Genomic DNA, 24642 nt, shown 5'->3' with positions numbered 1-24642 from the left:
GGTAGCTCGTTTCTGCCGTCCGTTCTTTCACAGTGGTTGCGAGAATCTCCCCCAAAATCATACAGAAAGTGATTCGTTTGTGGCGTTCAGATCACGCTGTGTCGACTCGTTCGTGAAGTACCGACAGTTGGCAGACATCGCAGCTTATTCTTGGGCACGTCATTACAGGAAGGGGGGTCTTCAACAAGCCGTGACCTCTGTTGATGAGCTACGGTTTGCTAGTCGGTAGTCTGCCCAAGTGTAGAACCTACCAGGCAACACTGGAGGGCTCATACCCCTTCAGGGAGGGATCATCGACCTCCGTGTCACCTGCTCATGTTAGCATAGCAGGGGTACTACAATTAAACCTTCGTCTTGGCCCCCGTTACTGTGTAACGGGGGCCAAGACAGAAAGCGCACACGTTTATGTGGACAGCAGTGATAGCCCGCGGTATGGATGTCGAAGCATTCTTCGAGGGGATGCCGTTTGCACAGCTACTGGGAGTCGAGGTCACCGAGGTCGCTGACGGCCACGCCGAGGGTCATCTCGAGGTGGACGAGGATCTTTCCTGGAACGAGGACCAGCTCATGGCCCACGGCGGCGTGACGTTCACGCTCGCCGATACCGTCGGCGGGGCGGCACTGGTCTCGGTCGTCGACCAGCCGGTGCCGACAATCGACATGCGAATCGACTACCTCAGCGCCGCAACGGGCGACATCTACGCAGAGGCCGACGTGGTTCGGTGCGGCGATGACGTCGGGACAGTCGACGTCGAGGTGTTCGCTGCCGCAGACGACACCCTGCTCGCCGACGCCCGCGGCGTCTACAAGACGGGCTAGCTCTCGACGCCGCGCAGACGCTCCCAGACGGCGTCGGAGACGGCCGTGAGGTGGGCGGCCCCCCAGATGGCGACGATGACGCCGCCCAGCGCATCGAAGACGAGGTCGAGCAGCGTGTCGTCGAGGCCGTGCTGGGAGAAGCCCGTCGTCTCGGAGCCGAGCGCGGCCGCTGCCTGGGCGATGCTGAACTCCAGAATTTCCCAGACAACGCCGAAGGCGACGACGAACACGAGGATGAACACAAACATGAACCGCGGCGGGAGGTGGATACCCTCCGAATGCTCGTCGAAGGCCCGGACTGCGGCGTAGCCGACACCCGCGACGACCGACGCCGAGAGTGCGTGGGTGATGTTGTCATAGATTGGGATGGCCCCGTAGAGTGAGTTGCCGGTACCAGGAATACCGACGACGCCGAAGGTATGGAGGAAAGCGGCAGCGGTAATCCACAGCGTCAGCCCCGCGTCCATCGGAATCTCGTGGTCGCGTTCGAGTATCGCCGGGAGAAATGTCACCGAGAGGCCGATTCCGACGGTAACGAGGAGCGCCGGTTCCTGGCGTTCGAGTGCAATAAAGAGCAGTCCAAACAGCGTCAGCTGCATCCCCCGGCTGAGTTGACGCTGGCGTTGTTCCGAGAGACCGAGGCGGTCCCGGAGTCTCATTGGTCACCCTCCACAATCCGGTCGTCCATCGCGGGGCGACGGAAGTACAGCTGGAAGATGACACCGGCGGCGAGTCCCGCCACCGCGGAGTATATGAACTCGACCATCAGGTCGTCGTGGATAACCTGGTCGCTCACCCCCGGTTCGAGCAACAGCGCCGTGTCGAACAACAGGTCCACCCGCCAGCGGACGACCGCGCCAACGCCTGCTGCTGCGAGTGTGACGACGACGACAAACGCGATGGCGAATCCGATTGTCATCCGGACGTCAGTGAACAGGTCGAGTTCGACCGCGACGACCAGGGCAAGCGCCGCCACGGAGACGTACACCAGCAACTCGCCAGGAATCAGCGCGGGCGTAACCGCCTGCCCGAACGTCGGGAGCCCGGCCAGCGCGACGACCTCCCAGGGGAGCATCGTCTCCGGGTCACGGAAGGCGACCGGCGGCACGATACAGCAGGCGACAATGCCGAGGACGAACAGCGCCCACGGGAGGTCGCCGTCGAGGACGCTCTCGACGACGACAGCCCCGAGAAAGACGACGAACAGCCAGGCGACGACCGCGTTGGTCCGCCTGTCAGCCAGCAAATCCTGTGGTGACAGCTCTGCCATACTCCACCATCGACGCCGAACCTCAAGACTGTTCGGGGACAGTCGATGCCGTTGCCGCGGTGTGACTCACTCGGCGTGGCTTTCGGGCACGTCCATCGGGAGGTCGTTGGTCTCGGCCAGCGCGTGTAAATCCTCGCTGTCGAGCAGGTCAATGAGCGCCTCGCTGCCGTTTCGGTACGACGCCAGCTCGCTGTCGGTTAGAAGCGCTTCCACCTCGGCTGTGTCGACGTGCGATTCCAGCATGTCGTCGAGGTCTTGTGGGTCGTAGCCTGGGATGACCATATCGACGCATACAGACTCCAGCATCATGAGTGTTAATGTCTACCAAATATTAGAGGAGAACATGACGGTTCGTCGACAGCCGAGGGGGGCGACCACAGCGCTTATTGAAATTCCATCGTTGTCTCAGGTATGACGGCAACAGACCCACTCACGTGGGCGCGCGACCACACGCCGGTACTCGAATCGCTCCGGGAAGAGTACAGCCAGACCAAGCCGCTGTCGGGGTACACCGTCGCCTTTGCCTCACATCTGGAGGCAAAGACCGGCGTCGCAATCGAGACACTTCACGCCGCGGGTGCCGAGGTGCTGTTCGCGCCGAGTGAACCCCAGAGCACCCACGGCGACGTCGTCGACGCACTCGACAAGCACGACGGTATCACCGCCTTCGCCTGGGAAGGGATGACAGACGCGGAGTTCGACGAGGCACAGCACGACCTGCTCAAACACGAGCCCGATTTCATCCTCGACGACGGCTGTGAACTCATTGCCAAGGTCCACGCCGACCACCCCGAGGTGGCCGAAACCGTCATCGGCGGCGGCGAGCAGACCACCGCCGGCATCACGCGTCTCGAAGCGATGGACGAGGAGGGCGTGCTTTCGTTCCCTGTCTATGGCGTCAACGACACGCCGATGAAACACTTCTTCGACAACGTCCACGGGACCGGCGAATCCGCGCTCACGAACATCGCCATCACGACGAACTCGCTGGTCTCGGGCCGGGACGTGGTGGTCTGTGGCTACGGCTACTGTGGCCGTGGCATCGCCCGCAAAGCCCGAGGGATGGGCGCACAGACCATCGTCACCGAGGCCGACCCCCGGAAGGCCCTGGAAGCGCATATGGACGGCCACCGCGTGATGGATATGGACGAGGCCGCCGAAGCTGGCGAGCTGTTCATCACGTCGACGGGCAACCGCGACGTCATCCGGGAACGACACTTTGAGCGGATGCCCGACGGCGCAATCATCTCCAACGCCGGCCACTTCGACGTGGAAATCGACGTCGGTGCACTCGAAGGAATGGCCGAGGAGACGACGACGCCCAAGGAGGGTATCACCCGCTATCACCTTCCCGACGGCCGCGAGCTGAATCTGCTCGCGGACGGACGGCTCGTCAACCTGACCGGCCCCTACAGCCAGGGCCACCCGGCCGAGGTGATGGACACCACCTTCGCAATGATGGTCGTCGCCGCCTACGACATGCTCGCCGACGGAGTCGACCTGGAGCCGGGGCTGTACAACATCCCCGACCGGCTCGACCGTGCAGTGGCAGACCGGAAACTCGACACGCTCGGCCTCTCGACCGAAGGGCTGACCGAGCGCCAGCAGGCGTACGCCGACGAGTGGGAACACCCCGACAGCAGCTTCTGACCGCCAGCTTTTGGCCGGCCCCGCTCCAAGTATCGGTATGGATATTCTCGTCACGGGGGGATTAGGTGAATCGGGCCGGTGGATTCTCGACCGACTCGCAGCGGCACATGAGGTGACCTGTCTCGACAGACGCCTCCCCGACGATGGCATCGACGGCGTCGACTACCGCCGGCTGGACCTGACCGACGCCGGCGCAGTCTTCGATGTCGTCACCGCGGTCGACCCGGACGCAGTCGTCCACTGGGCGGCAGTTCCGGTCGCAGGAACCCACGCCGGCGTTGACCTCTACCGGAACAACACGCTGGCGGCCTACAACGTCGTGACCGCCGCCGGCCGCGTCGACGCACCCGTCGTCCAGGCCTCCTCCGACGGCGCGTACGGCTTCTTTTTCGCCGAGGAGACGCCGCTACCGGATGCGGTGCCAATCACTGAATCCCACCCACGGCGGCCCGAGGACCCGTACGGACTCTCAAAGGTGGTCACCGAAGAGATTGCAAAGACGGTCGCCCGGCGAGAGGGGATTCGCGTGGCGTCGATTCGCCCGTCCTGGATTCAGCTCCCCGAGGAGTACCCCTGTCGTGACCCCGACTACGTCGAGGACCTCGCGGCCGGAGCCGGCAACTACTGGTCGTACATCGACGTTCGAGACGTGGTGGACCTCGTCGAGGCCGCGCTGGCGGGCGTCCGTAACGGGGCATTCGACGGCCACGAGGCGTTCAACTGCGTCGCCACGGACAACGCGCTCGGTCGCCCGCTCCGAGAGCTGTTCGAGAAACAGTACGGCGACACCCCCGCGGAGTTCGCGGTTGAGGGCGACTCGTCAGCGTACTCAACGGCGAAAGCGAGCCGGCTGCTCGGCTGGGAGCCAGCGTGGTCCTGGCAGCATCGCAGCGAATGAGGACACCAACGCATTGCTTTTGGGCGTGGCTCACGAGACTTTAGCCGTGACAGACGACGCGACAAACGAGGGGTGGGTCAAGCTCCTCGACGAGATGGACGCGATGGCCGCGGAGTTCGACGAAGACGGCTGGGAGACGCTGTCGATGGCGGCCGGCGACGCCGCGCCGGTTGGCCCCGAAGAGGGGCAGACCGACCACCACGGCTACAGCTACGTCGTCCCCGGCGACGCGGCCGACAGGTTCGCCGAGCTGTTCGACTCCGATGGGTTCCCCCGAACGGAGGTCTACCGGGCGGCGACGCCGAGTCATCTCTTCTTGCTGACGGTCGTGCTCGACCCGGCGACCGAGACGGCGATACTGGTCGCCGGCGCGCTCGACCGGAGCGAGCTCGGGACGTGCCAGGAGCACGCCGAGGAGTCCGGGCGGACCTACACGCACCTCCTCAGAGTCGACGGCACCCACCTGGGTTCGTTCGAGCACGCCGACCCCGAGCCGTTCTTTCCGGCGGAATGAGACGTTTCTGACGGCTCCGAAGCCACTAAGTAGACGGCCACGGACCGTAGACACAGACCACGTGCACGAAGACAGACTTGCTCGGCGGCGGCCACGTCAGGGGGCGACAGCGAAATGAGTCGACTGCGATACTTTCTCCGCCGGCTGGCGCTGTCGATTCCGGTGTTGTACTTCGGCGCGACACTCACCTTCGTGATTCTCCGGTTCGGACCAATCGACCCCGCGGCAGCAATCGTCGGTGAAGCCGCGACTGAGGCCTCACAGGCAGAATACTACCAGATTCGTGAGCAGTTGGGGCTCGAACAACCCGTCCACGAGCACTACCGGGAGTACATGATTAATTTCTTCACCTTCGACCTCGGCCAGTCGTGGGTGCTGGCACCGGGAACCGACGTCGTCGACCTGCTGGTCATCTACGGCCCGCGAACAATGTGGATTGTCTTCTGGGCGGTCCTGATTCCGATTTTTGTCGGTATCCCGCTGGGCGTGTATGCCGGCCTCCACTCGAACAGCGCGACAGACTATCTCATCTCGATGTTCGGCATCATCTGGCGGGCGATGCCGAACTTCTGGCTCGCGATTATCCTGCTCGCGGTCCTCTCGCAGTCGGAGGCGCTCATTGGCTTCGACTGGAACTCGTTTCTGGCCGAGACATCGGTCACCGGGACGCCGGACCTGTCGAATCTGACTTCCGTGAACGGATTCATCACCGCGACGAAGAAGGTGCTGCCGGCCGCGGTGGTGCTCGGGTCGGCGTCGATGGGGAGCGAGCTCCGCATCGCCCGGACCGCCGTCCTCGAAACGATAAACTCGAGTTACGTCGAGACGGCCAAGGCAAACGGCGTCTCGCGGCGCTCGCTGGTGTGGAAACACATCCTGCGGAACGCGTTCGTGCCGCTGGTGCCGACGATTACGAACGAGGCGTTTCTGCTCATCGGCGGCTCGGTCATCGTCGAGGTCGTCTTCGGTATCAACGGCATCGGCTGGCTGTTCTTCCAGGCGGCACAGAACGGGGACCTGCCGTTGGTGACCGCGCTGGTGTTTGTCTTCATCGTCGTCGTCGTCCTGATGAACATCATCCAGGATCTGCTGTATCTGCTGATTGACCCACGAGTCGGCTACGGAGGGCGATAACCATGGAATACACACCACTCACCGAACGCGTTCGGGCGAACCCACGGCCTGCCGTCGTCTGGCTGGTTGGCGTCGGCCTGCTCGTCGCGGTCGAACTCGGCCGCATCGCGTCAGGTGTGCTCAACATCGGCGACGCAATCGTTACAGCAGTCGGCGCGGGCTACGGCGGCCTCGCGGATGGTCTCACCACCGGCGGGACGACCGCGCTCATCACGGCTGTCGGCCTCCTCGTTGGCCTCTGGCTGGTTGGGCTAGCAATCGCGACCGCGACCCGTACCACGGTCGTCTTGCGTGTCAGCGACCGCGTTCCGCTACGCTCCCAGAAGCTGCTCGACGGCTTCATCTTCGGGCTCTGTCTCGGTGCCGTCTGCGGGCTCGTGGTCGTGACCGGCGCAATCGATATCGTCCACGCGCTCGGTGACCTGCTCCGGTCTGGCTTCGCATGGCTCAGCGACCTGCCGACGCTGACCGCCCGCGAGACGATACCCAATCAGGGGTACCAGACGCCCGACGGCACCTGGCACGGGACGTTCCTCGGGCTTTCGTCGGCGCTCGCGTGGGGGCTGCGTGTGCTCGTCGTCCACCTCTACGTCGTGGCCTGGCTGGGCTGGCTCTGGTCGGGCTATGGACGGTACCGCCGCCACTACCGACAGGCCGACTGGACGCCCCGTGACGACGTGATTGGTCGGCTCCGGTACCACCGCTGGGGGCAGTTCGGGATGGTCGTCGTCCTCCTCTTTCTGACGATGGCCGCGTTCGCCCCGGCGCTTGGAACCGCCCCCGCCGACCAGAACATCTACGCGCCCTTTTCGAACAGCATCAGCTACTACGACGCCAACCTCGGCGAGGTCACCGAGGCCCTCGTCGGGAACGCGAACCTCCAGACCCGGTCACAGGGGTATCCCGGCGAGAACGTCGCCCCGATGACCTACGACCGCTTCGACCGGTTCCATCCCTTCGGCACGCTGACCAACGGAAAAGACCTCTTTACGTTCCTCGTCCACGGTGCGCGCGTGTCGCTCCTTATCGGACTGTTGAGTGTCGGTGCCAGCGCGCTGCTCGCGACGGTCTTCGCGCTCATCTCTGCGTACTACCGCGGAATCGCCGACCTGATACTCGTCGTCACCGGCGACACTATCATGGGCGTCCCGCGGCTGTTGTTGTTGATACTGCTGACGGTCCTGCTGGGCGATACCTGGCTCGGGGGGCTGTACAACGGCGGCGTCTTGCTGGCGCTAGTGCTCGCGGCGACCGGGTGGCCGTTCCTCTGGCGGGCCTTCCGTGGGCCGACACTCCAGATTGCAGAGGAGGACTGGGTCGACGCCGCCCGGAGCTACGGCCAGTCGGCGACCGGAATCATGCGGTTGCACATGCTACCGTACCTGCTTGGCTATCTGCTCATCTACAGCTCGCTGGTGCTGGGCGGTGTCATCCTGGCGGTCGCCGGGCTCTCCTTTCTCGGACTGGGTATCACCTCGCCGACGCCGGAGTGGGGCCGGGCGGTCGACCTCGGCCGGGAGTTCGTCGCGACCGAGTCCTGGCACATCTCGCTGATTCCGGGTGTGATGGTGACACTCGTTGTCATGGGATTCAACGCCGTCGGTGACGCGCTCAGAGATGCCGTCGACCCACAGAGTGACAGCAGCGTCGCCGACGCAAGTGAAACCGAATCCAGGGGTGGTGGCGTATGAGCGAAGAGCCACTGCTGTCGGTCGAGAACCTCCGGACGACGTTCACCACCGACCAGGAAACCGTCCGGGCGGTCGACGGCGTCTCCTTCGAGGTTCCCTCGAAACAGACGCTGGGCATCGTCGGCGAAAGCGGCTCCGGCAAGAGCGTCACCGCCCGGTCGATACTCGGCCTGGTCGACCAGCCAGGAGAGATACACCCCGACAGCGAAATCCGGTACCACGACCCGGCGTTCGTCCAGCGGATTGCGCGCGACTATCCCGACGAGGTCCGCTGGGGCGAGGACGGCGACGGCTTCGTCACCGTCGACGACGGCGGGGGCGGCGGCGATTCGATTACGGTCGAGCGGGGCTCGGTCGACCTCGTCGCCGCGCCACAGAGTGTCGTCCGCTCGGTGAGAGGCGGCGAGATTGCGATGGTCTTCCAGGACGCACTCAGCAGCCTCAACCCCGTCTACACCGTCGGCAACCAGATCACAGAGCTGCTGGGCATCCACCAGGGACTGAGCGGGAGCGAGGCGACTGAGCGAGCCGCCGAGTTGCTCGAAAGCGTCGGCATCCCCGACCCGAAGCGCCGCCTCGACGAGTATCCCCACCAGTTCTCCGGCGGGATGCAACAGCGGGCAGTCATTGCGCTGGCGCTGGCTTGTGACCCATCGGTGTTGCTCTGTGACGAGCCGACGACGGCGCTCGACGTGACGATTCAGGCACAGATTCTTGAACTGTTAGAGCGCCTCCAGCGCGAGCGCGGGCTCTCTATCGTCTTCATCACACACGACATGGGCGTCATCGCGCAGGTCGCCGACGACGTGGCCGTGATGTACGCCGGCGAAATCGTCGAGCGGGCGTCGGTGAGCCGACTGTTCGACGACCCCAAACACCCCTACACCCGCGGCTTGCTCCAGAGCATCCCTGGGCTGACCGGCGAGGTTGACCGGCTGCCGACCATCGACGGCAGCGTCCCGACGCCGAACGAGGCCGCGACGTACTGCCGGTACGCGCCGCGGTGTCCCGAGGCCTTCGAGGAGTGTGAGGCGATCCATCCTGAACACGTCGCCGTCGGCGAGGACCACACCGCGGCCTGTCTGCTCTACCCCGAAGACGACGGCCTCGCCGGGCGTCTCGACCGACACCACAGCAGGGAAAACGATGAGTGACAGCACGACAGCAGACGACTCCAGGCGCACAGCCGGCGAGCCCCACCTCACCGTCGACGGGCTGCGGACCTACTACGAGAGCGAGAAGTTCGTCGGCGGCAAGCCCGTCAAGGCTGTCGACGGTGTCTCCTTCGAAATCGGCCGCGGCGAGACGTTCGGCATCGTCGGCGAGAGCGGCTGTGGGAAGACGACGCTCGGTCGGAGCATCCTCCAGCTCGAAGATGTCGACGACGGGCGTGTCTCCTTCGACGGCACCGACGTGACCACGCTGGGTCGGCGCGGCCTCAAGGAGTGGCGACGCGACGCCCAGATGGTCTACCAGAACCCGATGTCGAGCATCAACGAGCGGATGACTGTCGGGGAGATCGTCCGCGAACCCCTGGAAGTTCACAACTGGGAGAGCGCGGCGAGGCGTCGCGAGCGCGTCCAAGAGCTGCTCGACCGGGTCGGCCTCCGGCCGGAACACTACCACCGCTACCCCCACCAGTTCTCCGGCGGCCAGCGCCAGCGCATCGGTATCGCCCGCGCGCTCGCCCTGGAGCCGGAGTTTCTCGTCCTCGACGAACCTGTCAGCGCACTCGACGTCTCCGTCCAGGCGAAGATTCTCAACCTCCTCTCTGACCTCCAGGAGGAGTTCGGGCTCACCTACATGCTCATCGCCCACGACCTCTCTGTGGTCCGGCACATCTGCGACCGGGTGGGCGTCATGTACCTCGGGAAGCTCATGGAGGTCGGGCCGACCGAGCGGCTGTTCACCGCCCCGCAAAACCCCTACACGCGGTCACTTTTGTCGGCAATTCCACAGCCAGACCCCGACGTCGGTGCCGACCGGATTACGCTCCGTGGCACGCCGCCGAACCCGCGGGACCCACCGTCGGGCTGTGTCTTCTCGACCCGGTGTCCGTTCAAGATTCGCCAGCCAGAGCACGAGAATCTCGACGACGAGCAGTGGGCCGCAATCGCGGAGTTCCGGCGCGTGATTCGCGAGCGCGAGCGGGCCACCGCCACGACGCTCCAGCGGGCCAAACAGCGCCTCGGAATGGGGACGGAGTTCACGCCGATTCGAGAGGTCAACGAGGAGCTGTTCGGCTCGCTGACCTACCCAGAGTCGGTCGAATCGACGCTGAATCAGGCGACGGAGCTGGTCGAGGGCGGCGACGTGACCGAAGCGCGAGCGGTTCTCGACGAGACGTTCAGTACCGTCTGTGAGCACGAGCCGCCCGAACAGCACGCGGTCGGCGACGGGCAGTCGAGTCGCTGTCACCGCCACCGCGAGGAGTACAGAGAGCCCGGCGAGTACCTCGACGCCGAGAAGTACCTTCCCAGATAGGCCGGAACACCACAGACAGAACAGTTATATTAATTCCCACTAGATGTGGGAATATGCCGAAGGTAGATTCGAAGGGGCGGATTGTCCTCCCGCAGGAGGTGCGGGAGCGACTCGGAATTACGCCGGGGACAGAGGTAGACGTTCACGAAGAGGACGGGAAAGCAGTCGTCGAGCCGGAGAACGGCCCCGACGAGGTTCTCGATAAAATGGACCAACTCGTGAGCGAAGCGTCCTCAAACCGCGGCGAGACGACCCCCCTTTCCGACGAGGCCAGTCCAGCCAAACGGCACAGGGAAGTTGTTGAAAGGGGTGCAGGGAAAGATAGCGATGAGTGACGACCGCGGTCCGTATCTGTTCGATGTCGGGGTGATTGCGCTGGCACACACCGCCGCCCCGGTTCGCGACGCTGCACTCTCGTACGTCCGAGACGCCATCGCCGGGGAGATTGATGCCGTCGTACCGTACCCTGCGCTGTTCGGTGCCCACACTGTCCTCACGACGCATTACGGGTATTCAAACGCAGACGCCTCCCGACTCCTCCAGAATTTCATGGACGCGAATCGAATCCACTGGTACGACGAGATGCCTGCAGATATCGTTCGGGGTGGCCTTTCTCGGGCGAGTGAGGGAAATATCGACGGATGGGACGGGTATTACGCACAGGTAGCCATAGACGAGGGAGTCAACACCGTGTTGACGATCGACGACGACTTCGACCAGTTTGATGCGTTCGAGACCGAGGTAATTCTCTCGCCTGCGGAGTTTGCCGAGCTGAACAGGTTTCTCGAACGCTAGCGCCTCCCGTTCGCACCGTCCCCGGGTTCAGCCAGTCGCGGCTTCCTGATTGTTCCGACACTCCGTCGATACGCAAAGCGTTTTGTCCGTCCAATTCGGGGTACGAGCATGAACGACACCGAGACGCACTCGATTGCGTCCGTTCGGAAGCGTGCTCCGCTGTTGGACGCCTGCGCCGAGGAGTTCGCCGAGACGACCCCGTTCGACGGGCTCACGGTGGGGGTGTCGGCACCGCTGACGCCACACACAGGACTGTTTCTCGACACGCTTGTGACCGGCGGCGCAGAGGTGCTCGTCACCGCCGAACTCGGGAGCGCACACGAAGACGTACTCGCGTGGCTCAACGACCACCCCGGAGTGACGCCGCTGACGACCGTCGGGATGTCCGAGACAGAGATAGCGGACGCCCGGCGGGAGCTGCTGGCGGCCGAGCCGGACCTGTTAGCCGACGACGGCGCGTACCTGATGAGCCTCGCCCACGAGGAGTTTCCCGGCGTAGCCGAGAGCATTTGGGGTGCCTGCGAACAGACAACCGGCGGCATCACCCGTCTGCAGGCGATGGACGAGCAAGATGTTCTCGCCTTCCCCGTCTACGATGTCAACGGCACGCCGATGAAACAGCACTTCGACAACGTCCACGGGACCGCCGAGAGTTCGCTGTCGGCAATCACGTCGCTGACGGACCTGCTGGTGGCTGGCTCGGTGGCGGTGGTCGCCGGCTACGGCCGGTGTGGCCGTGGCTTCGCCCGCAAGCTCCGGGCACTCGGCGCACAGACAATTGTCACCGAGGCCGACCCCCGGAAGGCGCTGGAAGCCGTCGCCGACGGGCACGAAGTCCGACCGATGGACGAGGCAGTGACCGAGGCGGACCTCGTGGTGACCGCAACGGGTCGCTTCGGGATACTCCGGGCGGAACACATCGAGCGCCTCGCCGATGGTGCGGTGGTCGCCTCCATCGGTAGCATCATCGAAATCGACACAGAGGCGTTCGACGAACTGGCAAACGAGGTACACCAGCCAGAGCCCGGCATCGCCGAATACCAGTTCCCCGACGGCCGGGAAGTGACGCTACTCACCGAGGGACAGGTGGTGAACCTCGCCGCGCCCAATAGCAACGGGAATCCGACTGCGGTGATGGACAACACGTTCGCGCTGATGAGCCGCGGGCTAGCGGCCTTTGCCGAAGGTGTCGAACTGTCACCGGGACTCCACCCGCTGCCGGAGGATATCGACCGCGAGGTCGCTCACGAGAAGCTGGCGGCTATCGGGGTCGATATCGACGAGATACCGGAGACACAGCGTGCCTACCGCGAACAGTGGGCCGCCCACGAAAGCAGCGATAGCCCCGGTTCTAGCGGTTGAGCGAGACGTTGTTAAGAGCGGGCCGGCGCTGTGAGCCGTGCATCTCGAAGCCTTCGACCCAGTCGTACCAGTACATTTCTTCGATTGGATGCCACAGCGGCAGCATCGTCATGTCCTCCCAGTTCGCGCGCTCGATGTCGAGATAGGCCTCGTTACGTGCCTGCTGGTCGTCATCCGAGGGCGTCTGGTGTTGTTCGTAGTTCTCCCAGGCGTCGGTTGCCTGCTGTGCCGCGTCCGACAGCTGCTCGTACTCGAAGTCCGCCTCGGCACCCCACCGTGACCAGGCGTACTGGTTCGGGTACGCAAAGCGCAACATCGCGTCGGCTTCAAGCCAGTTCAGCGCGTTCCAGACCAGGTAGATTGTGATATCGCCCTCGAGCGCCCGATTGGTCAGGGTCGAAGAGGGAGCCTCCTCGACACTGATGTCGATGTGTGCCGCCTCGGCCTGGTCCTGAAGGAGGCTCGCGATTGCGGTCCACGCGGAGGCCTGTCTGTCCGAGGGGTGCTGGATGGTCGTCTCGTACATGTTGTCCTCGCTGTAGCCGGCCTCTTCCATGACCTGCCGGGCGGACTCGATGTCGGACTGGGCGTAGCCGTAGGGGTACTCGTTTTCGGCGAGTTCGTTGTAGGCCTCTGGCCCGCCGGGGAAACCGCTTGGCGGCGTCAGCAGATAGGCCGGTTCTCCCTGCCCGCGGAGGGCTGTCTGGGTAATCGTCTCCTGGTTGACGAGGTACGCAATCGCTTCCCGAGCCGGCTTCTCGACGCGTTGGGTGTTGAATATCGCGTACTGGGTGCGTGGTAGGCTCGTCTCGCCGTAGTTGAGCGTCTCGTCGTCCGAGACTGGGCCGTAGCTCCCCTGTCGGCGGTCGCCGCCGAGGTCCTCGTCGACGCTGAGGAGGTTGGGGTCGAACTGGGACTGTGGCAGGTCGAAGATGTCGATGTTCTGCTCGTTGACCGCGCTGGTGTAGACTGCGTTCGGGTCGCCGAGAATCTGGAGCCTGACACCGTCGACGTCGGCGACGGAGCCGTGGTAGTCATCGAACCGTTCGAGGAGAATCTCGCTCCCCCGGTTCCAGGTGTCAAACTGGAACGGACCCGTCCCGTGGAGGTGCTCGGAGACCCACACATCGTACTCGTACTCGCCGTCGTAGCCTTCGATATCGCCGACGATGCCCTCGGGAACCACCGAGAGCCGCGGGTCGGCGAGGTTGCCGAGCGTGCCGTGGAACGGCGTTTCGAGCGTCATCTCGACCGTGTACTCGTCGACCGCTTCGAGCGCCAGCGAGTTCGGAACGGTCTCCTCGTCGTCGTTGACCTCGTGTTCGACCGACATCGGACCCCGGACGATGCGGTCGGACTGGCCGCGGTTGTTCTCGGATTCGGCGAGACGCCGCCAGGAGTAGACCACGTCCGAGGCGGTCATCTCCTCGCCGTTATGGAAGGTCACACCCTCCTTGAGCGTGAACTGGTAAGTCAGGTAGTCGTCAGAGACCGTGTAATCCTCTGCGAGTGAGCTGGTAACAGGCGGTGTACCGTCTTCGTAGGTGAACAGCTGCTCGTGGACCTGCCAGTTCGTCCAGGCGTTTATCGGCCCCGAGATACCAATCGGGTCGGTCGTCTCCTGGGGAATCTGGACCAGTTGGACCTGTCCCCCCTGGGTGTCGCTTCCGTCGCTTCCATCACTGCCGTCACTACCGTCAGTATCATCACTTCCGTCGTTGTCTTCAACTGGGTCCTCGTCACTGCCGCTACACCCAGCAAGTGCAGCCGTCGCCACGGATCCTACCCCGGTGAGAAACTTCCGTCGGTCGATGTCTGGTGACATGCGAGATATTAATGGTGGGTCGCAATATAATACTTCTCATTAATTTCCAAGAAGGGAGCGGGATGTCAACATGTTTCATTGGGCGAGCAGTGCGCCAGCGGCGCTGTGACAGACGGAACAGCACGGTTTAGTGCCACCCAGTCGAACGGCCAGTGATGACGTTTCACGAACGCGACTACATGGAGGGAACGCTCGGAACCCAGGCAGTCGACTGGGAGCAGCGTATCGACACCCAGCGCCTGCGCAAGGAGCGCAAAGAGCGCGCGCTCGACCGCCTGCAGGACAGCGACCTGGGTGCGCTCCTCCTGGTCTCGGACCCCAACATCCGGTACGTGACTGGACTGGCGATGACCGGCGGGAGCGGGGCCGACCACTACACGCTGTTGACCGAGGACGGCGACATCGTCCACTGGGACACCGCCGACCACGCCTCGAACCAGCGCAAGAACTGCCCGTGGCTCGACGACATCCGGTATGCCTGTCCCGGCCTGGGGAACGTGCCTCGTGCCTCCGCTCGCGACTCAGCGCGGCAGTTCCTCCTCTCGAAGATGGCCGAGCTGGTCGCCGACGCCATGGAAGAGTACGGCGTGGAAAACGAGCGTCTGGGGCTCGATATCGGCAACCAGGGCCTTGTCGGTGCGCTCGAAGACGCCGGCGTCGAGGTCGACACCGGCACCGCCCAGGACGTGATGCTCGACGCCCGCAAGACGAAAACCGAGGACGAAATCGAGTGTCTCCGGATGGTGGCCGCCATCTGTGAGGCTGGCTTCCAGCGTATCACCGAGACCGCAAAGCCAGGGATGAAAGAGAACGAAATCTGGGGCGAAGCCGCCCAGGAGCTGTGGCGTCACGGTGCCTTCGTCGGCGGCGGCTACCTCACCAGCGGCCCCAACACCTGGCCCAAACACCAGGCGAACACCACCGACCGGATGCTCCGGCCCGGCGACCTGGTCTATGCTGACTTCTACAACATCGGCTATCTCGGCTATCGCTCCTGTTACTACCGGACGTTCTCGATGGGCGAGCCGACCCAGGAGCAGCAAGACGCCTACGAAATCGCGCGGGACAACCTCTACGACGTGCTCGAGCGCATCGAGCCCGGCGCGACCACCGACGAAATCGCCAAGGGATTCCCGGATATGGAGGGCGAACACGCCGACTACTACGGGGCCGAGGAGCCCTGGCAGATGACCACCAACCACTGGGCACACGGGCTGGGGCTTCAGCTCTACGAGACGCCGCTCATCTGGCGCGGTCTCTCGCCGGACCACCCCATCGAAATCGAGGAGGGGATGACGATGGCCGTCGAGACACAGGAGCCCGCAGGCCGGCAGGGCGTCCGTGTCGAAGAGATGGTCGTCGTCCGCGAGGACGGCGTCGAACTCCTCAGCCAGTGGCCTGTCGAGGAAATTACTCGTATCTAATTCGTCACACCGTTTTTTTATTCCTGAGCTGAAAGAACAGACAATGGTCTCCACTGCGGAACTGCTGTTTGGCGGCGGCATTTTCGTGAGTATCGTTCTGTGCTCGCTCGGTTTCTACAGCTACCGCCGCTGGGACGAGCCCGGCGTGGTGTCGTTTGCCGTCTTCGTCGTCCTCTTCGGGCTCAGCGGTCTCGCCGGTGGGGTCGGAAGTCTCGTCATCGGCTCGGAGGCACAGACACAGGCACTGTGGGCGGTGCCGGGATTGCTCGGCGTTGCACTGTGGTGTCTCCCCTGGGGGTTGTTTGGGCTCCAGTACTCCGGTCGGTACACGCGTCTGAATCGGCGGACTATCGGCCTTCTGCTGGTTCCCTACGCTCTGGGTACCGGCGGGCTGGTGTTCCAGCTGATGACGCCGACGGGTAACTCTATTCTCGGCCTGATTGTCGGGGGCGTGGTCGCGGTGTACATGTTCGGCCTGCTGGCGCTGGGGGTCGGCATCGTCCTCAAGACGACCGCCGAGTACAGCCACCTGTCGCTGCGGGCAGGCGTGAGTCTCAGCGTTGCCCCGCTGGCGGCCGTCATCGGTCTCAACACCGCGAATGCACTCTCCGAGCCGGCGACGGTCGCCGAGTCGTACCTGGTCACCTTCACGATTCCGACGCTCGCGCTCGGGTTCGCCCTGTTTCGGTACGGCACCTTCGAGTCGACGCCGGCAGTCGGAACGATAGGCGAGCGCGAAATCGCCCGGGAGATCGACGACCTCGTCTTCGTCGTCGACACCCACGACCGCCTCATCAAACTCAATGAAGCAGCAGTCGACGCACTCGGGCACTCCCCTGACGCCACCCACGGCGAGCCGCTGTCGGTAGTGCTCGACCACGATATCGAACAGCTCTCGGCGACGGAGACAGTCACGCTCGAAACAACCGAGGGGACCCGCCAGTACGACGCGCAGGTCTCGACGGTGACAGACCAGCACGGGCGCGAACTCGGCGCGCTCGTGAGCCTCCACGACGTGACCGAACACAATCTCCGTGAGCAGCGGCTCGCGGTTCTCAACCGTGTTCTCCGGCACAATCTTCGGAACAAGGTCGAGGTGGTCAAGAGCCACGCTGAGGTGCTCGACCAGCACCACGAGAACGGCCACGCTACGACCATCGTCGACACCGCCGACGCAATCGCCGACCTCGGGGAGAGCGCCCGGACCATCGACCAATTCGTCTCCTCCTCACAGGCGAGTTCACAGGTCGATTTACTCGACGCAGTCCGAACGACCGTCGAGGAGACCGAGACCGAGGGCGTCGACGTCTCGTTCGACCTGCCCGAGGCCGCCACCGTCGAGACCAACAGCGAGGCCGTCCACGGCGCGCTCGAAAGCGCCATCGAAAACGCCGTCACGTACGCCGAGAGCGCCGTCGACATCGTCGTTTCGGCGGATGGCGACGCCTACGAGGTCAGGGTCGACGACGACGGACCGGGTATTCCGGCGGCAGAAATCGCCTCGCTTGATGCCGGCACCGAGACGGCACTCGAACACGGGACGGGGCTGGGACTGTGGCAACTCAAGTGGGCCGTGACCACGATGGGCGGCGAGCTCGATTTCGACACCGACGACGGCACCACCGTCGTCTTCACCGTCCCCGACCAAGTGTGAGCACCCGGCGAGCGCCAGAACAAGTAGATTTGCACTAGCACAAATAGAACAGTGTTATGTGAGCCGGTCAGCTACGGCGTCGTATGCAGGCCCAACAGCCAGTCGGAGAGACGTCGACGTTACAGGAGTCATACACCGAGATGAGCGAGATACTGATGCCGAACGACACCAACAATCTCGGCCGGGCACTCGGGGGGTCGGTGCTCCACTGGATGGATATCTGTGGCGCAATCGCCTCACGGCGGTTCAGCCGGCGGCAGGTCGTCACGGCGTCGATGGACCACGTCGATTTTATCCAGCCCATCGAACTCGGGGACGTCGTCACGGTGACCGGCTACGTCTTCGACACCGGCGAGACGAGCATCGACGTCAAAGTCGACGTGCAGGTCGAGCGGCCGAGCGACGACCTCACAGAGGACGCGGCGGCCTCGTTTTTCAGCTTCGTCGCACTGAACGCCGACGAGCGACCGACGAACGTTCCGAGCCTAGAGTGTCCGACCAACGCACAGGAGGAACTCAGAGACATCGCGCTCGAACAGCGCCGTGAGCGGCGAAACGCAGTCGCGGCCACAGCGGAGTAAGGTTTTCGAGGACACGCCACCGCTGAGAATTTTACATGAATTATCAGAACAAATAGCATAGAAGACAACGCACTTATGCTGGAATTTCCAACCGTGGCGTCACGCTGCAATGAATACGTCCACACGGTCGGACACTGTTCAGAAGACATTCCTCAAGTATCAGCATGTGTTTGTATTTCTCGCCCCGCTGTTGTTCGTGGTGGGCGTGTACTTCGGGGCCCCAACAGAGGGGTCAGGAGCGAGCTACTGGTTTGAGTACTGGTGGCTCTTTATCCCCTTTATCGTCGGCGCGACAATCGTCAATACAGTCGGTATCAGCGGGTCCGCCCTGTTCGTCCCCTTCCTCATTTTCATTTTTCCGATCATCGCAGGCGAGACACTGACCCCCGAGACGCTCGTGAAAGTCGGGCTCATCAGCGAGTCGTTCGGCCTCTCCAGTTCCGCGCTCGCGTTCATCCAGTACGGACTGGTCGACCGACGCCTCGCGATCACGCTGGTCGCGGGTGGTGTGCCATTCGTCGTCGCCGGTGCATTGCTCTCTTTTGTCATTCCCGCGCCGGTGTTTCACCTGCTGCTCGGACTGGCGCTGTTGACCGCCTCGTATCTCCTGTTCAAGGCCGACCTGGGCCACGAGGAACCCAACCAGAGCGACGGACCCGAGGAGAGAGCCGAGGTTTCGGCCGACGGGGGCTCGATGCCGAACGACGCTGAAAAGCTCGGACCGGCCGGCGTCGAGACAGCTGAAGACGGTACCGTTAGACGGGTCGACCGCGACGGCAACGACTACAGCTACTCTCGTGGAGGATATCTCGAACGCTTTGCCAACTACAGCGTCGGCGGCGTGTTTCAGGGACTCGCTGGCTTCGGTATCGGCGAGCTAGGCATCATCTCGATGCTTCGAACCAAAGTTCCCGTGCGGGTCGCCATCGGCACCAATCACATCGTCGTCGCGTTGACCGCGGTGCTGGCGTCGCTGGTCCACGTCTTCGGTGGCCAATACGTTCCCGGCGGTCACAGCATCAGCCTCGCCTCAACCCCCTGGAATATGGTCATCTGGACGGTGCCAGCGACAGTCACCGGTGGCCAGATTGCGCCGTACGTCTCAGCGACACTGGATACAAGTTTCATCAAGAAAGGCGTCGGTGTCCTCTTTGCGATTATCGCCGTTGCACTATTCGTGATGGCAGCCGGTGGCTTCTAAGTTGGCCGGGGTCGTTCACGCACCTATGTACGACAACATCCTCCTCCCGACCGACGGAAGTGACAGCATCGCAGCGGCCGCGAAACACGCCGAAACCCTCGCCGACCGCACTGGTGCGACGCTGCACGTTCTCTCGGTTGTCGACACGCGCAACCGCTTCGAGAGCCCGACCGGTGGCCTCTCGATAGAGGCCTGGACTGACGCCGAACACGAGCGAGCCGAGAACGCCGTCGACAACACGGTTGCGTTGGTTGGCGACGACGTTCCAGTCGAAACGGCTATCGTTGAGGGTGTCCCCAAGACGGCAATTCTCGACTACGTCGACGACCAGGGGATGGATATGGTGGTGATGGGCACCCACGGCCGGACCGGTCTGGACCACTACCTCATCGGTAGCGTCGCAGAGAAAGTTGTCCGTCGGTCGCCGGTGCCAGTTGTCACGGTCCGGCTGACCGACTAAAGCGCGTCTCTGCCCCTGTGAAATCAGCCTCGACAGCCACAGCCGATAGCGTGACTGATACAGGGGGTGGTGTTGTGTGACAACACACCAATGCTTAACCCCCTTGCAAACGACGTGAGGGTATGCAACTCGGGACTGGACTGTTCACCGCCCAACAGCGGCCAGACGACGACCGCATGCCGAGTGACCTCTACGACGAAGTACTCGAACTGACCCGCGAAATCGAGGCCGCCGGCCTCGACAGCGCCTGGGTGTCGGAACACCACTTCGCCGAGGACGGCTATCTCTCGGCGACGATGCCGACGCTGTCGGCGATGGCCGCCGAGACCGACGAAATCGAGATTGGGTCCTGTATCGCGCTTGGACCGCTCTACGACCCGATTCGTCTCGCCGAAGACGCCGCGACCGTCGACCTCATCGCCGACGGACGGCTCACCCTGGGGCTCTCGATTGGCTCGAATCCCCGGGAGTTCGACGCCTTCGGCGTCCCCCGCGAGGAGCGTGCCGACCGGCTGGCAGATCTCGTCCCCTTCCTCCGAGGGGCCTGGAGCGAGGGCGAGCTGGCATACGAGTCGGCGTTTCACGACGTGCCAAGCGACGTGTCGATAACGCCGAAGCCGGAGGGTGAGATTCCGCTGATGCTCGGCGGTGCCGCAAAGCCCGCCGTCCGCCGGGCTGCACGCCAGGCCGAAGGGTGGTGTGCGCCGTCGGCCCTCTCTGTCGGTGGCGTCAAAAAGCGCGTCGAGGACATCCGGAGCGTCCGCGAGGACGAGAGGAACGACGGAGACTTCCAGACCTATGTCATCCAGCACGGCTGGGTCGGCGACTCCCGCGAGGAGGCCTGGGAGGCCATGAAAGAGGGCTACCTCTACATCCAGCGGCGCTACGAGGAGATTTTCTCGGGCGAAGCCGTCGACGAACTCGACGCCGAGCGCAGAGACGAACTCAAAGAGCAGGCCATCTTCGGCACGCCAGCACAGGTGACCGACGAGCTTGATACTTACAGAGAGGCACTCGGCGACGACGTTCACTTCATCTTCCGCACCTACCACCCCGGCGTTGGCACCGACGAGATGATCGACTGCATCCACCGGCTTGGTGACGAGGTCGCGCCAGAGCTGTAGGGTGACTCGGGGCGGCTACCGGTCGGTCAGGTACGCCAGCGCCTCTTTGGCGGCGCGGTCGGGTTCGTCTGGATACGTGTACAGCTCCAGTGTTGCATAGCCGTCGTACCCGATTCGGTCGAGGGCGGCGAAGACGGCCTCGAAATCGAGGTCGCCCTCACCGGGAATCCGGTGGTAGTGTTTGCCCCGGCGGCCCCCGACGATGTCTTCCAGGTGAACGCCGGTGATGTGGCCCTGGCTCTGTGCAATCGTCTCCGCGAGGTCCTCACCGTAGACCGCCGCGTGTCCAACGTCGAGGTTGATGCCGAGTCCGTCCCGACCCATCTCGTCGATGAGGTCGAGCACCTCGGCGGTGCACTCGACGAGCAGTTCTGGCTCGAACTCGATACCCACGTCGATGCCCCGTGGCTCGGCGTAGTCGAGAATCTCGTGCAGGGAGTCACGGAGATACTCACGAGCCCGTTCGGGCGGGTTGCCCGCAAGCGGGCGGCCAGAGGTGACACAAACCGCCGGCGAGTCGACCCGCTCGGCGAGGTCGATTGCGTCTTTAGTGTACTCGATGCGCCAGCGGCGGTCCTCGTCGGTCGCCGTACAGAGGCTGGGCTCGAAGAAGGCAGACGGCGGGGCGTCGTCGTAGTAGCCGACCGCGGTGTTGGCGTTGACGTTCGACACGTCGAGACCGGTTTCGTCGAGCGCCTGGTCGAGGGCCGTCCGCTGTTGGGAGTCGAACTCCGGCAGGAAGGCGTGGGGGTCGTCGGCCAGTATCTCGACGCCGTCGTAGCCGGCGTCGGCAATCCGTTCGAGGGCCTGTGGGAGCGAAAAGCGGGTATACGTGTTCGTCGAGAAGGCGAGGTCGACCATATCGGATTCTTTGCCGCCAGCGACAAACCAGTTTCTGCTGTCACGTCACGTCGAAAACACGGGAGAGAGCGACCGCCGGAACGAGCAGTCCGGCAGTAACAAGCCCCCAGGCAGGCCCGACAGTCGCCGCGAACGCGCCGTCGAGGACCGCCTGTGCGAGCACACAGACCCCGACCGCCGGGCCGACCGTCGCCGGACTCGGGTCGTGGTAGGCCCGCCGAAGCGCCCGGCCGGTCCAGGCGAGAAAGCCGACAACAAAGACCAGCGCGAGCGCCGCGGCGGCGGTTCCTTGCGAGGTGGCGACGAGGCGGACCACGACCGCGAGTCCAGCTAGCGCGACGGCCGCGATGGCGAGCGCGACAGCGCCGCGGTTGTCGCCGGTCGTCTCGCCAGCCGCCATGAACGTGACCGCCGCGATGTAGCCGAGGACAACCGCCGGAACTGCCAGGACGGCGGGAGACACGTCGAGCGTGCCGGCGAGCGAGACGCCGAGGAGGACGTTCAGTCCCCGGGCACCGCCCATGAAGACCACGCCGACCCGTCGGTGTTTGAAGACGCCGTCGTACAGCAGGATAGACGCCGCGAGCGCGGCGGCAACACCGCCAGAGAGGGGTCGGACAAGCGCCGCAACCGCGATGCCGCAGGCGAGGAAGGCGGCACCGACGGCAAGCGCGGCAGTCCGAGAGACATCCCCGGAGGGAATTGGTCGGTCCGGTCGCTCGCGGGCGTCCTCCTCGGCATCGACGTAGTCGTTCAGCGTCGTCCCCGCCGCGTACAGGAAGACAGAGGCAACACAGAGGCCAGCCAGCGGCCCCGGGCGGATGCCGGCCCCGGTGGAGACGAGTGCCGCGCCGAGCAGGACATCCGGCGGTGCAGTCCAGAGATTTGGGAGGCGAAACAGCGTCGCGTAGGAGCGAACGGTCCCGGCGACGGTCATCCTGTCCAGCCGTTGTCGGCGAGATACGCCAGCGCCTCGCGGGCCGTCTCGGCGGCTGTCTCCTCGTAGGGGTAGAGTTCGACGGTGACGTAGCCGTCGTAGCCGTCGGCCGCGATGGCGTCGAGGACGCCCTCGATGTCCATGCCGCCGTCGCCGAGCTGGGTGTGTTCGTGTTCCCTGCTCGCCGGGATATCTTCGAGGTGGTAGTGGGTGGTGTACGACGAGAGTGTCTCGACGAGGTCGGCGGGCTGTTCGCCGACACAGAAGAAGTGGCCGGCGTCGAAGTTACATCTCAGGCGCGGCGAGTCGATTCTGTCCGCCAGTTCGAGGAACTGCGCAGAAGTCTCTATCAGCAGGTCCGGTTCAGGTTCGACCATCACGTCGACGCCGACCTCCTCGGCTCTCTCGAGTACCTCCCGAAGCCCGTCCTCGAAGGTGTCGAGCGCCCAGGCACGCGAGCGGCCCTCGGGAATCGGGCCGCCCGGTTCGATAGAGAGGTGGTCTGCGCCGAGGGCGGCGGTGGTCTCGACGGCGTCGAGGGTGTAGTCGATGCGGCGCTGTCGGTACGAGGGGTCCTCCTCGATGAACGAGGGGTGATGGAAGTCCTCGATGGCGGTGAGCATGAAGGCGTTGCAGTTGCTGATTTCGAGTCCGGCGTCGTCGACCGCTTCGCGGACACGCTCGACGTCTTCCTCGGTAGCCTCCGGCGGATAGAGGTGCGGCGTATCGAGCAACACCTCGACGCCGTCGTAGCCGATGTCGCCCAGTATCTCGATTGCCTCGACGAGGTCGTACTCGCGGAAGGCGTTGGTAGAGAACGCAAAATCCATAGCTCAGAGCTCGTATTCGAAGTTCGGCGACTGGCTGAAAAACTCGTAGGGATTGTCGAAGACGACCTGCCGGACCTCCTCGCGGTCCCAGCCGCGGTCAAGCATCTTGTCGCGGGCCTTCGGGACAGCAAGCGGGTCTGATGGGTCCCAGTCGGCCGCGCTGTTGAGCAACATCTTCTCGGTGCCATACGCTTCGAGCAGGTCGATTGTCGTCTCGGCGTCGATTTTGCCCGGATACAGCGTGAACCCGACCCAGCAGTCAGTCTGGAGTGAGATGTCTATCGTGTTCTCTGTGTTGTGGTCGATGACGATTCGCTCCTCGGTCACGTCCTCGTCCTGGATGAGTTCGACCAGCCGCTCCGTGCCCGCTGGCTTGTCCGTGTGTGGCGTATGGACGATGACGGGGAGTTCGCGCTCCTCGGCCATCTGGAGCTGTCGCCGGAACGCCGCTTCCTCGGCCTCTGTGCCCTGGTCGAGCCCGATTTCACCGACACCGACGACGTTGTCGCGGTCGAGATACTCCGGAATCCGGTCCATCACGCGCTCGGCCATCTCCGGATAGTTCGCCTCCTTGGGCTCCAGGGCAATCGTCACATAGTGGTCGACACCCGCCGCCCGCTGGGCGCGTTCCGTCTCAAAGTCAATAATCTGCTCGAAGTAGTCAAAAAACGACTCGGCGTGTTGTTTATCTGTCCCGCTCCAGAAGGCGGGCTCGATACAGCACTCGATTCCCGATCGCCGCGCTTGCTCGTAGTCGTCCGTCGAGCGCGAGACCATGTGCATATGTGGGTCGATGATGGGAAGGGACATCCCCTGATACTTCGGAGAGAAGCCACTAATACCCTCCTTCTTCGTTGCGTTTTTTCGCTTCGTTGACGCGTGTACGCGGCAGAGATGTGCCGGCTGTAACAATGCCCGAAACCTGCTACCACTCTGAGAGGCCAATCGACCCAGAGAGACGGACACCCTGCGAGGTGTCGGCGCGATACAATAAACTCGAACCAGGTTTAAAAATAACAGCGAGGCGACAGTCGAGAGGCGGGCCCGTCAGCGGCTGCGAGGGAAACCGCCGTTTCTCTGCCAGTGACGGAGTCGCACAATATAATACCGCAGAGCAGATAGGTCCAG

Annotated in this window: 25 protein-coding genes; 17 read left to right on the top strand and 8 right to left on the bottom strand. The window is 63.8% G+C overall.

Annotated elements, in window-relative coordinates:
- The first annotated feature begins 432 nt into the window (after positions 1–432).
- Positions 433–819: a PaaI family thioesterase gene (locus OSC37_RS09705; protein WP_267161274.1), complete on the top strand. Its 387-nt coding sequence runs from the start codon at positions 433–435 to the stop codon at positions 817–819.
- Here OSC37_RS09705 and OSC37_RS09700 read toward each other — a convergent pair.
- From OSC37_RS09700 to OSC37_RS09690, 3 genes are all read right to left on the bottom strand, one after another.
- Positions 816–1478: a DUF2238 domain-containing protein gene (locus OSC37_RS09700; RefSeq protein ID WP_267161273.1), complete on the bottom strand. Its 663-nt coding sequence runs from the start codon at positions 1476–1478 to the stop codon at positions 816–818. The genes OSC37_RS09705 and OSC37_RS09700 overlap by 4 nt on opposite strands.
- Positions 1475–2089 carry a hypothetical protein gene (locus OSC37_RS09695; RefSeq protein ID WP_267161272.1) on the bottom strand — a complete coding sequence of 205 codons (615 nt, stop codon included), beginning with the start codon at positions 2087–2089 and terminating at the stop codon, positions 1475–1477. The genes OSC37_RS09700 and OSC37_RS09695 overlap by 4 nt, the downstream gene beginning before the upstream one ends.
- A gap of 66 nt (positions 2090–2155) precedes the next feature.
- Positions 2156–2371 (bottom strand): DUF8027 family protein, encoded by a 216-nt coding sequence (locus tag OSC37_RS09690; protein WP_267161271.1) that lies wholly within the window; start codon positions 2369–2371, stop codon positions 2156–2158.
- A gap of 129 nt (positions 2372–2500) precedes the next feature.
- Between OSC37_RS09690 and OSC37_RS09685 the strand changes: the two genes are divergently transcribed.
- The 10 genes from OSC37_RS09685 (at position 2501) to OSC37_RS09640 (ending at position 12617) form a co-directional block, all read left to right on the top strand.
- Entirely contained in the window at positions 2501–3739 is a 1239-nt protein-coding gene (locus OSC37_RS09685) for an adenosylhomocysteinase (protein WP_267161270.1), read from the top strand.
- A gap of 37 nt (positions 3740–3776) precedes the next feature.
- A complete protein-coding gene (locus OSC37_RS09680) occupies positions 3777–4637 on the top strand; it encodes an NAD-dependent epimerase/dehydratase family protein (protein ID WP_267161269.1) in 861 nt (286 codons plus the stop codon).
- Between the two features lie 46 nt (positions 4638–4683).
- Complete coding sequence (locus OSC37_RS09675; protein ID WP_267161268.1) at positions 4684–5151, top strand: DUF7529 family protein; 468 nt, start codon at positions 4684–4686, stop codon at positions 5149–5151.
- A 114-nt stretch (positions 5152–5265) separates the two neighbouring features.
- Positions 5266–6285 carry an ABC transporter permease gene (locus OSC37_RS09670; RefSeq protein WP_267161267.1) on the top strand — a complete coding sequence of 340 codons (1020 nt, stop codon included), beginning with the start codon at positions 5266–5268 and terminating at the stop codon, positions 6283–6285.
- Positions 6286–6287: 2 nt separating this feature from the next.
- Positions 6288–7976: an ABC transporter permease gene (locus OSC37_RS09665; RefSeq protein WP_267161266.1), complete on the top strand. Its 1689-nt coding sequence runs from the start codon at positions 6288–6290 to the stop codon at positions 7974–7976.
- A complete protein-coding gene (locus tag OSC37_RS09660) occupies positions 7973–9130 on the top strand; it encodes an ABC transporter ATP-binding protein (RefSeq protein WP_267161265.1) in 1158 nt (385 codons plus the stop codon). The genes OSC37_RS09665 and OSC37_RS09660 overlap by 4 nt, the downstream gene beginning before the upstream one ends.
- Complete coding sequence (locus OSC37_RS09655) at positions 9123–10460, top strand: ABC transporter ATP-binding protein (RefSeq protein WP_267161264.1); 1338 nt, start codon at positions 9123–9125, stop codon at positions 10458–10460. The genes OSC37_RS09660 and OSC37_RS09655 overlap by 8 nt, the downstream gene beginning before the upstream one ends.
- Positions 10461–10513: 53 nt before the next feature.
- Positions 10514–10795, top strand: a complete 282-nt coding sequence (locus OSC37_RS09650; protein WP_267161263.1) for an AbrB/MazE/SpoVT family DNA-binding domain-containing protein — start codon at positions 10514–10516, stop codon at positions 10793–10795.
- Complete coding sequence (locus tag OSC37_RS09645; protein WP_267161262.1) at positions 10788–11255, top strand: hypothetical protein; 468 nt, start codon at positions 10788–10790, stop codon at positions 11253–11255. The genes OSC37_RS09650 and OSC37_RS09645 overlap by 8 nt, the downstream gene beginning before the upstream one ends.
- A 108-nt stretch (positions 11256–11363) precedes the next feature.
- A complete protein-coding gene (locus OSC37_RS09640) occupies positions 11364–12617 on the top strand; it encodes an adenosylhomocysteinase (RefSeq protein ID WP_267161261.1) in 1254 nt (417 codons plus the stop codon).
- On the opposite strand, the gene OSC37_RS09635 is transcribed toward OSC37_RS09640, so the two are convergent.
- On the bottom strand, positions 12607–14442 hold the full coding sequence (locus tag OSC37_RS09635) for an ABC transporter substrate-binding protein (protein ID WP_267161260.1): 1836 nt from the start codon (positions 14440–14442) through the stop codon (positions 12607–12609). The two genes, OSC37_RS09640 and OSC37_RS09635, sit on opposite strands and share 11 nt — an antisense overlap.
- Positions 14443–14597: 155 nt before the next feature.
- Between OSC37_RS09635 and OSC37_RS09630 the strand changes: the two genes are divergently transcribed.
- From OSC37_RS09630 to OSC37_RS09605, 6 genes are all read left to right on the top strand, one after another.
- On the top strand, positions 14598–15866 hold the full coding sequence (locus OSC37_RS09630) for a M24 family metallopeptidase (RefSeq protein WP_267161259.1): 1269 nt from the start codon (positions 14598–14600) through the stop codon (positions 15864–15866).
- Positions 15867–15909: 43 nt separating this feature from the next.
- The gene (locus OSC37_RS09625; protein ID WP_267161258.1) at positions 15910–17520 is read left to right on the top strand and encodes a sensor histidine kinase; all 1611 of its coding nucleotides are present in this window, start codon (positions 15910–15912) and stop codon (positions 17518–17520) included.
- Between the two features lie 83 nt (positions 17521–17603).
- Positions 17604–18101, top strand: coding sequence for an acyl-CoA thioesterase (locus tag OSC37_RS09620; protein WP_267161257.1), 498 nt, complete (start codon positions 17604–17606; stop codon positions 18099–18101).
- 109 nt (positions 18102–18210) lie between these two features.
- A complete protein-coding gene (locus tag OSC37_RS09615) occupies positions 18211–19302 on the top strand; it encodes a sulfite exporter TauE/SafE family protein (protein WP_267161256.1) in 1092 nt (363 codons plus the stop codon).
- A 25-nt stretch (positions 19303–19327) separates the two neighbouring features.
- Complete coding sequence (locus OSC37_RS09610; RefSeq protein ID WP_267161255.1) at positions 19328–19762, top strand: universal stress protein; 435 nt, start codon at positions 19328–19330, stop codon at positions 19760–19762.
- 122 nt (positions 19763–19884) lie between these two features.
- On the top strand, positions 19885–20886 hold the full coding sequence (locus OSC37_RS09605; RefSeq protein WP_267161254.1) for an LLM class flavin-dependent oxidoreductase: 1002 nt from the start codon (positions 19885–19887) through the stop codon (positions 20884–20886).
- 15 nt (positions 20887–20901) lie between these two features.
- Here the strand turns inward: OSC37_RS09605 and OSC37_RS09600 are convergent, their stop codons facing one another.
- The 4 genes from OSC37_RS09600 to OSC37_RS09585 are packed head-to-tail and all read right to left on the bottom strand — an operon-like array spanning position 20902 to position 24297.
- Positions 20902–21747, bottom strand: coding sequence for a sugar phosphate isomerase/epimerase family protein (locus tag OSC37_RS09600; RefSeq protein ID WP_267161253.1), 846 nt, complete (start codon positions 21745–21747; stop codon positions 20902–20904).
- Positions 21748–21787: 40 nt separating this feature from the next.
- Entirely contained in the window at positions 21788–22684 is an 897-nt protein-coding gene (locus OSC37_RS09595; RefSeq protein ID WP_267161252.1) for a UbiA family prenyltransferase, read from the bottom strand.
- The gene (locus OSC37_RS09590; RefSeq protein WP_267161251.1) at positions 22681–23514 is read right to left on the bottom strand and encodes a sugar phosphate isomerase/epimerase family protein; all 834 of its coding nucleotides are present in this window, start codon (positions 23512–23514) and stop codon (positions 22681–22683) included. Before OSC37_RS09590 ends, OSC37_RS09595 begins: the two co-directional genes overlap by 4 nt.
- Positions 23515–23517: 3 nt before the next feature.
- A complete protein-coding gene (locus tag OSC37_RS09585; RefSeq protein WP_368409581.1) occupies positions 23518–24297 on the bottom strand; it encodes a TatD family hydrolase in 780 nt (259 codons plus the stop codon).
- Positions 24298–24642: the final 345 nt, after the last annotated feature.

This window comes from Halovenus salina (genome assembly GCF_026410925.1).
Lineage (GTDB): Archaea > Halobacteriota > Halobacteria > Halobacteriales > Haloarculaceae > Halovenus > Halovenus salina.
The sequence above is the reverse complement of the archived record's forward strand: the minus strand, read 5'-3'. Positions and strand labels throughout refer to the sequence as shown.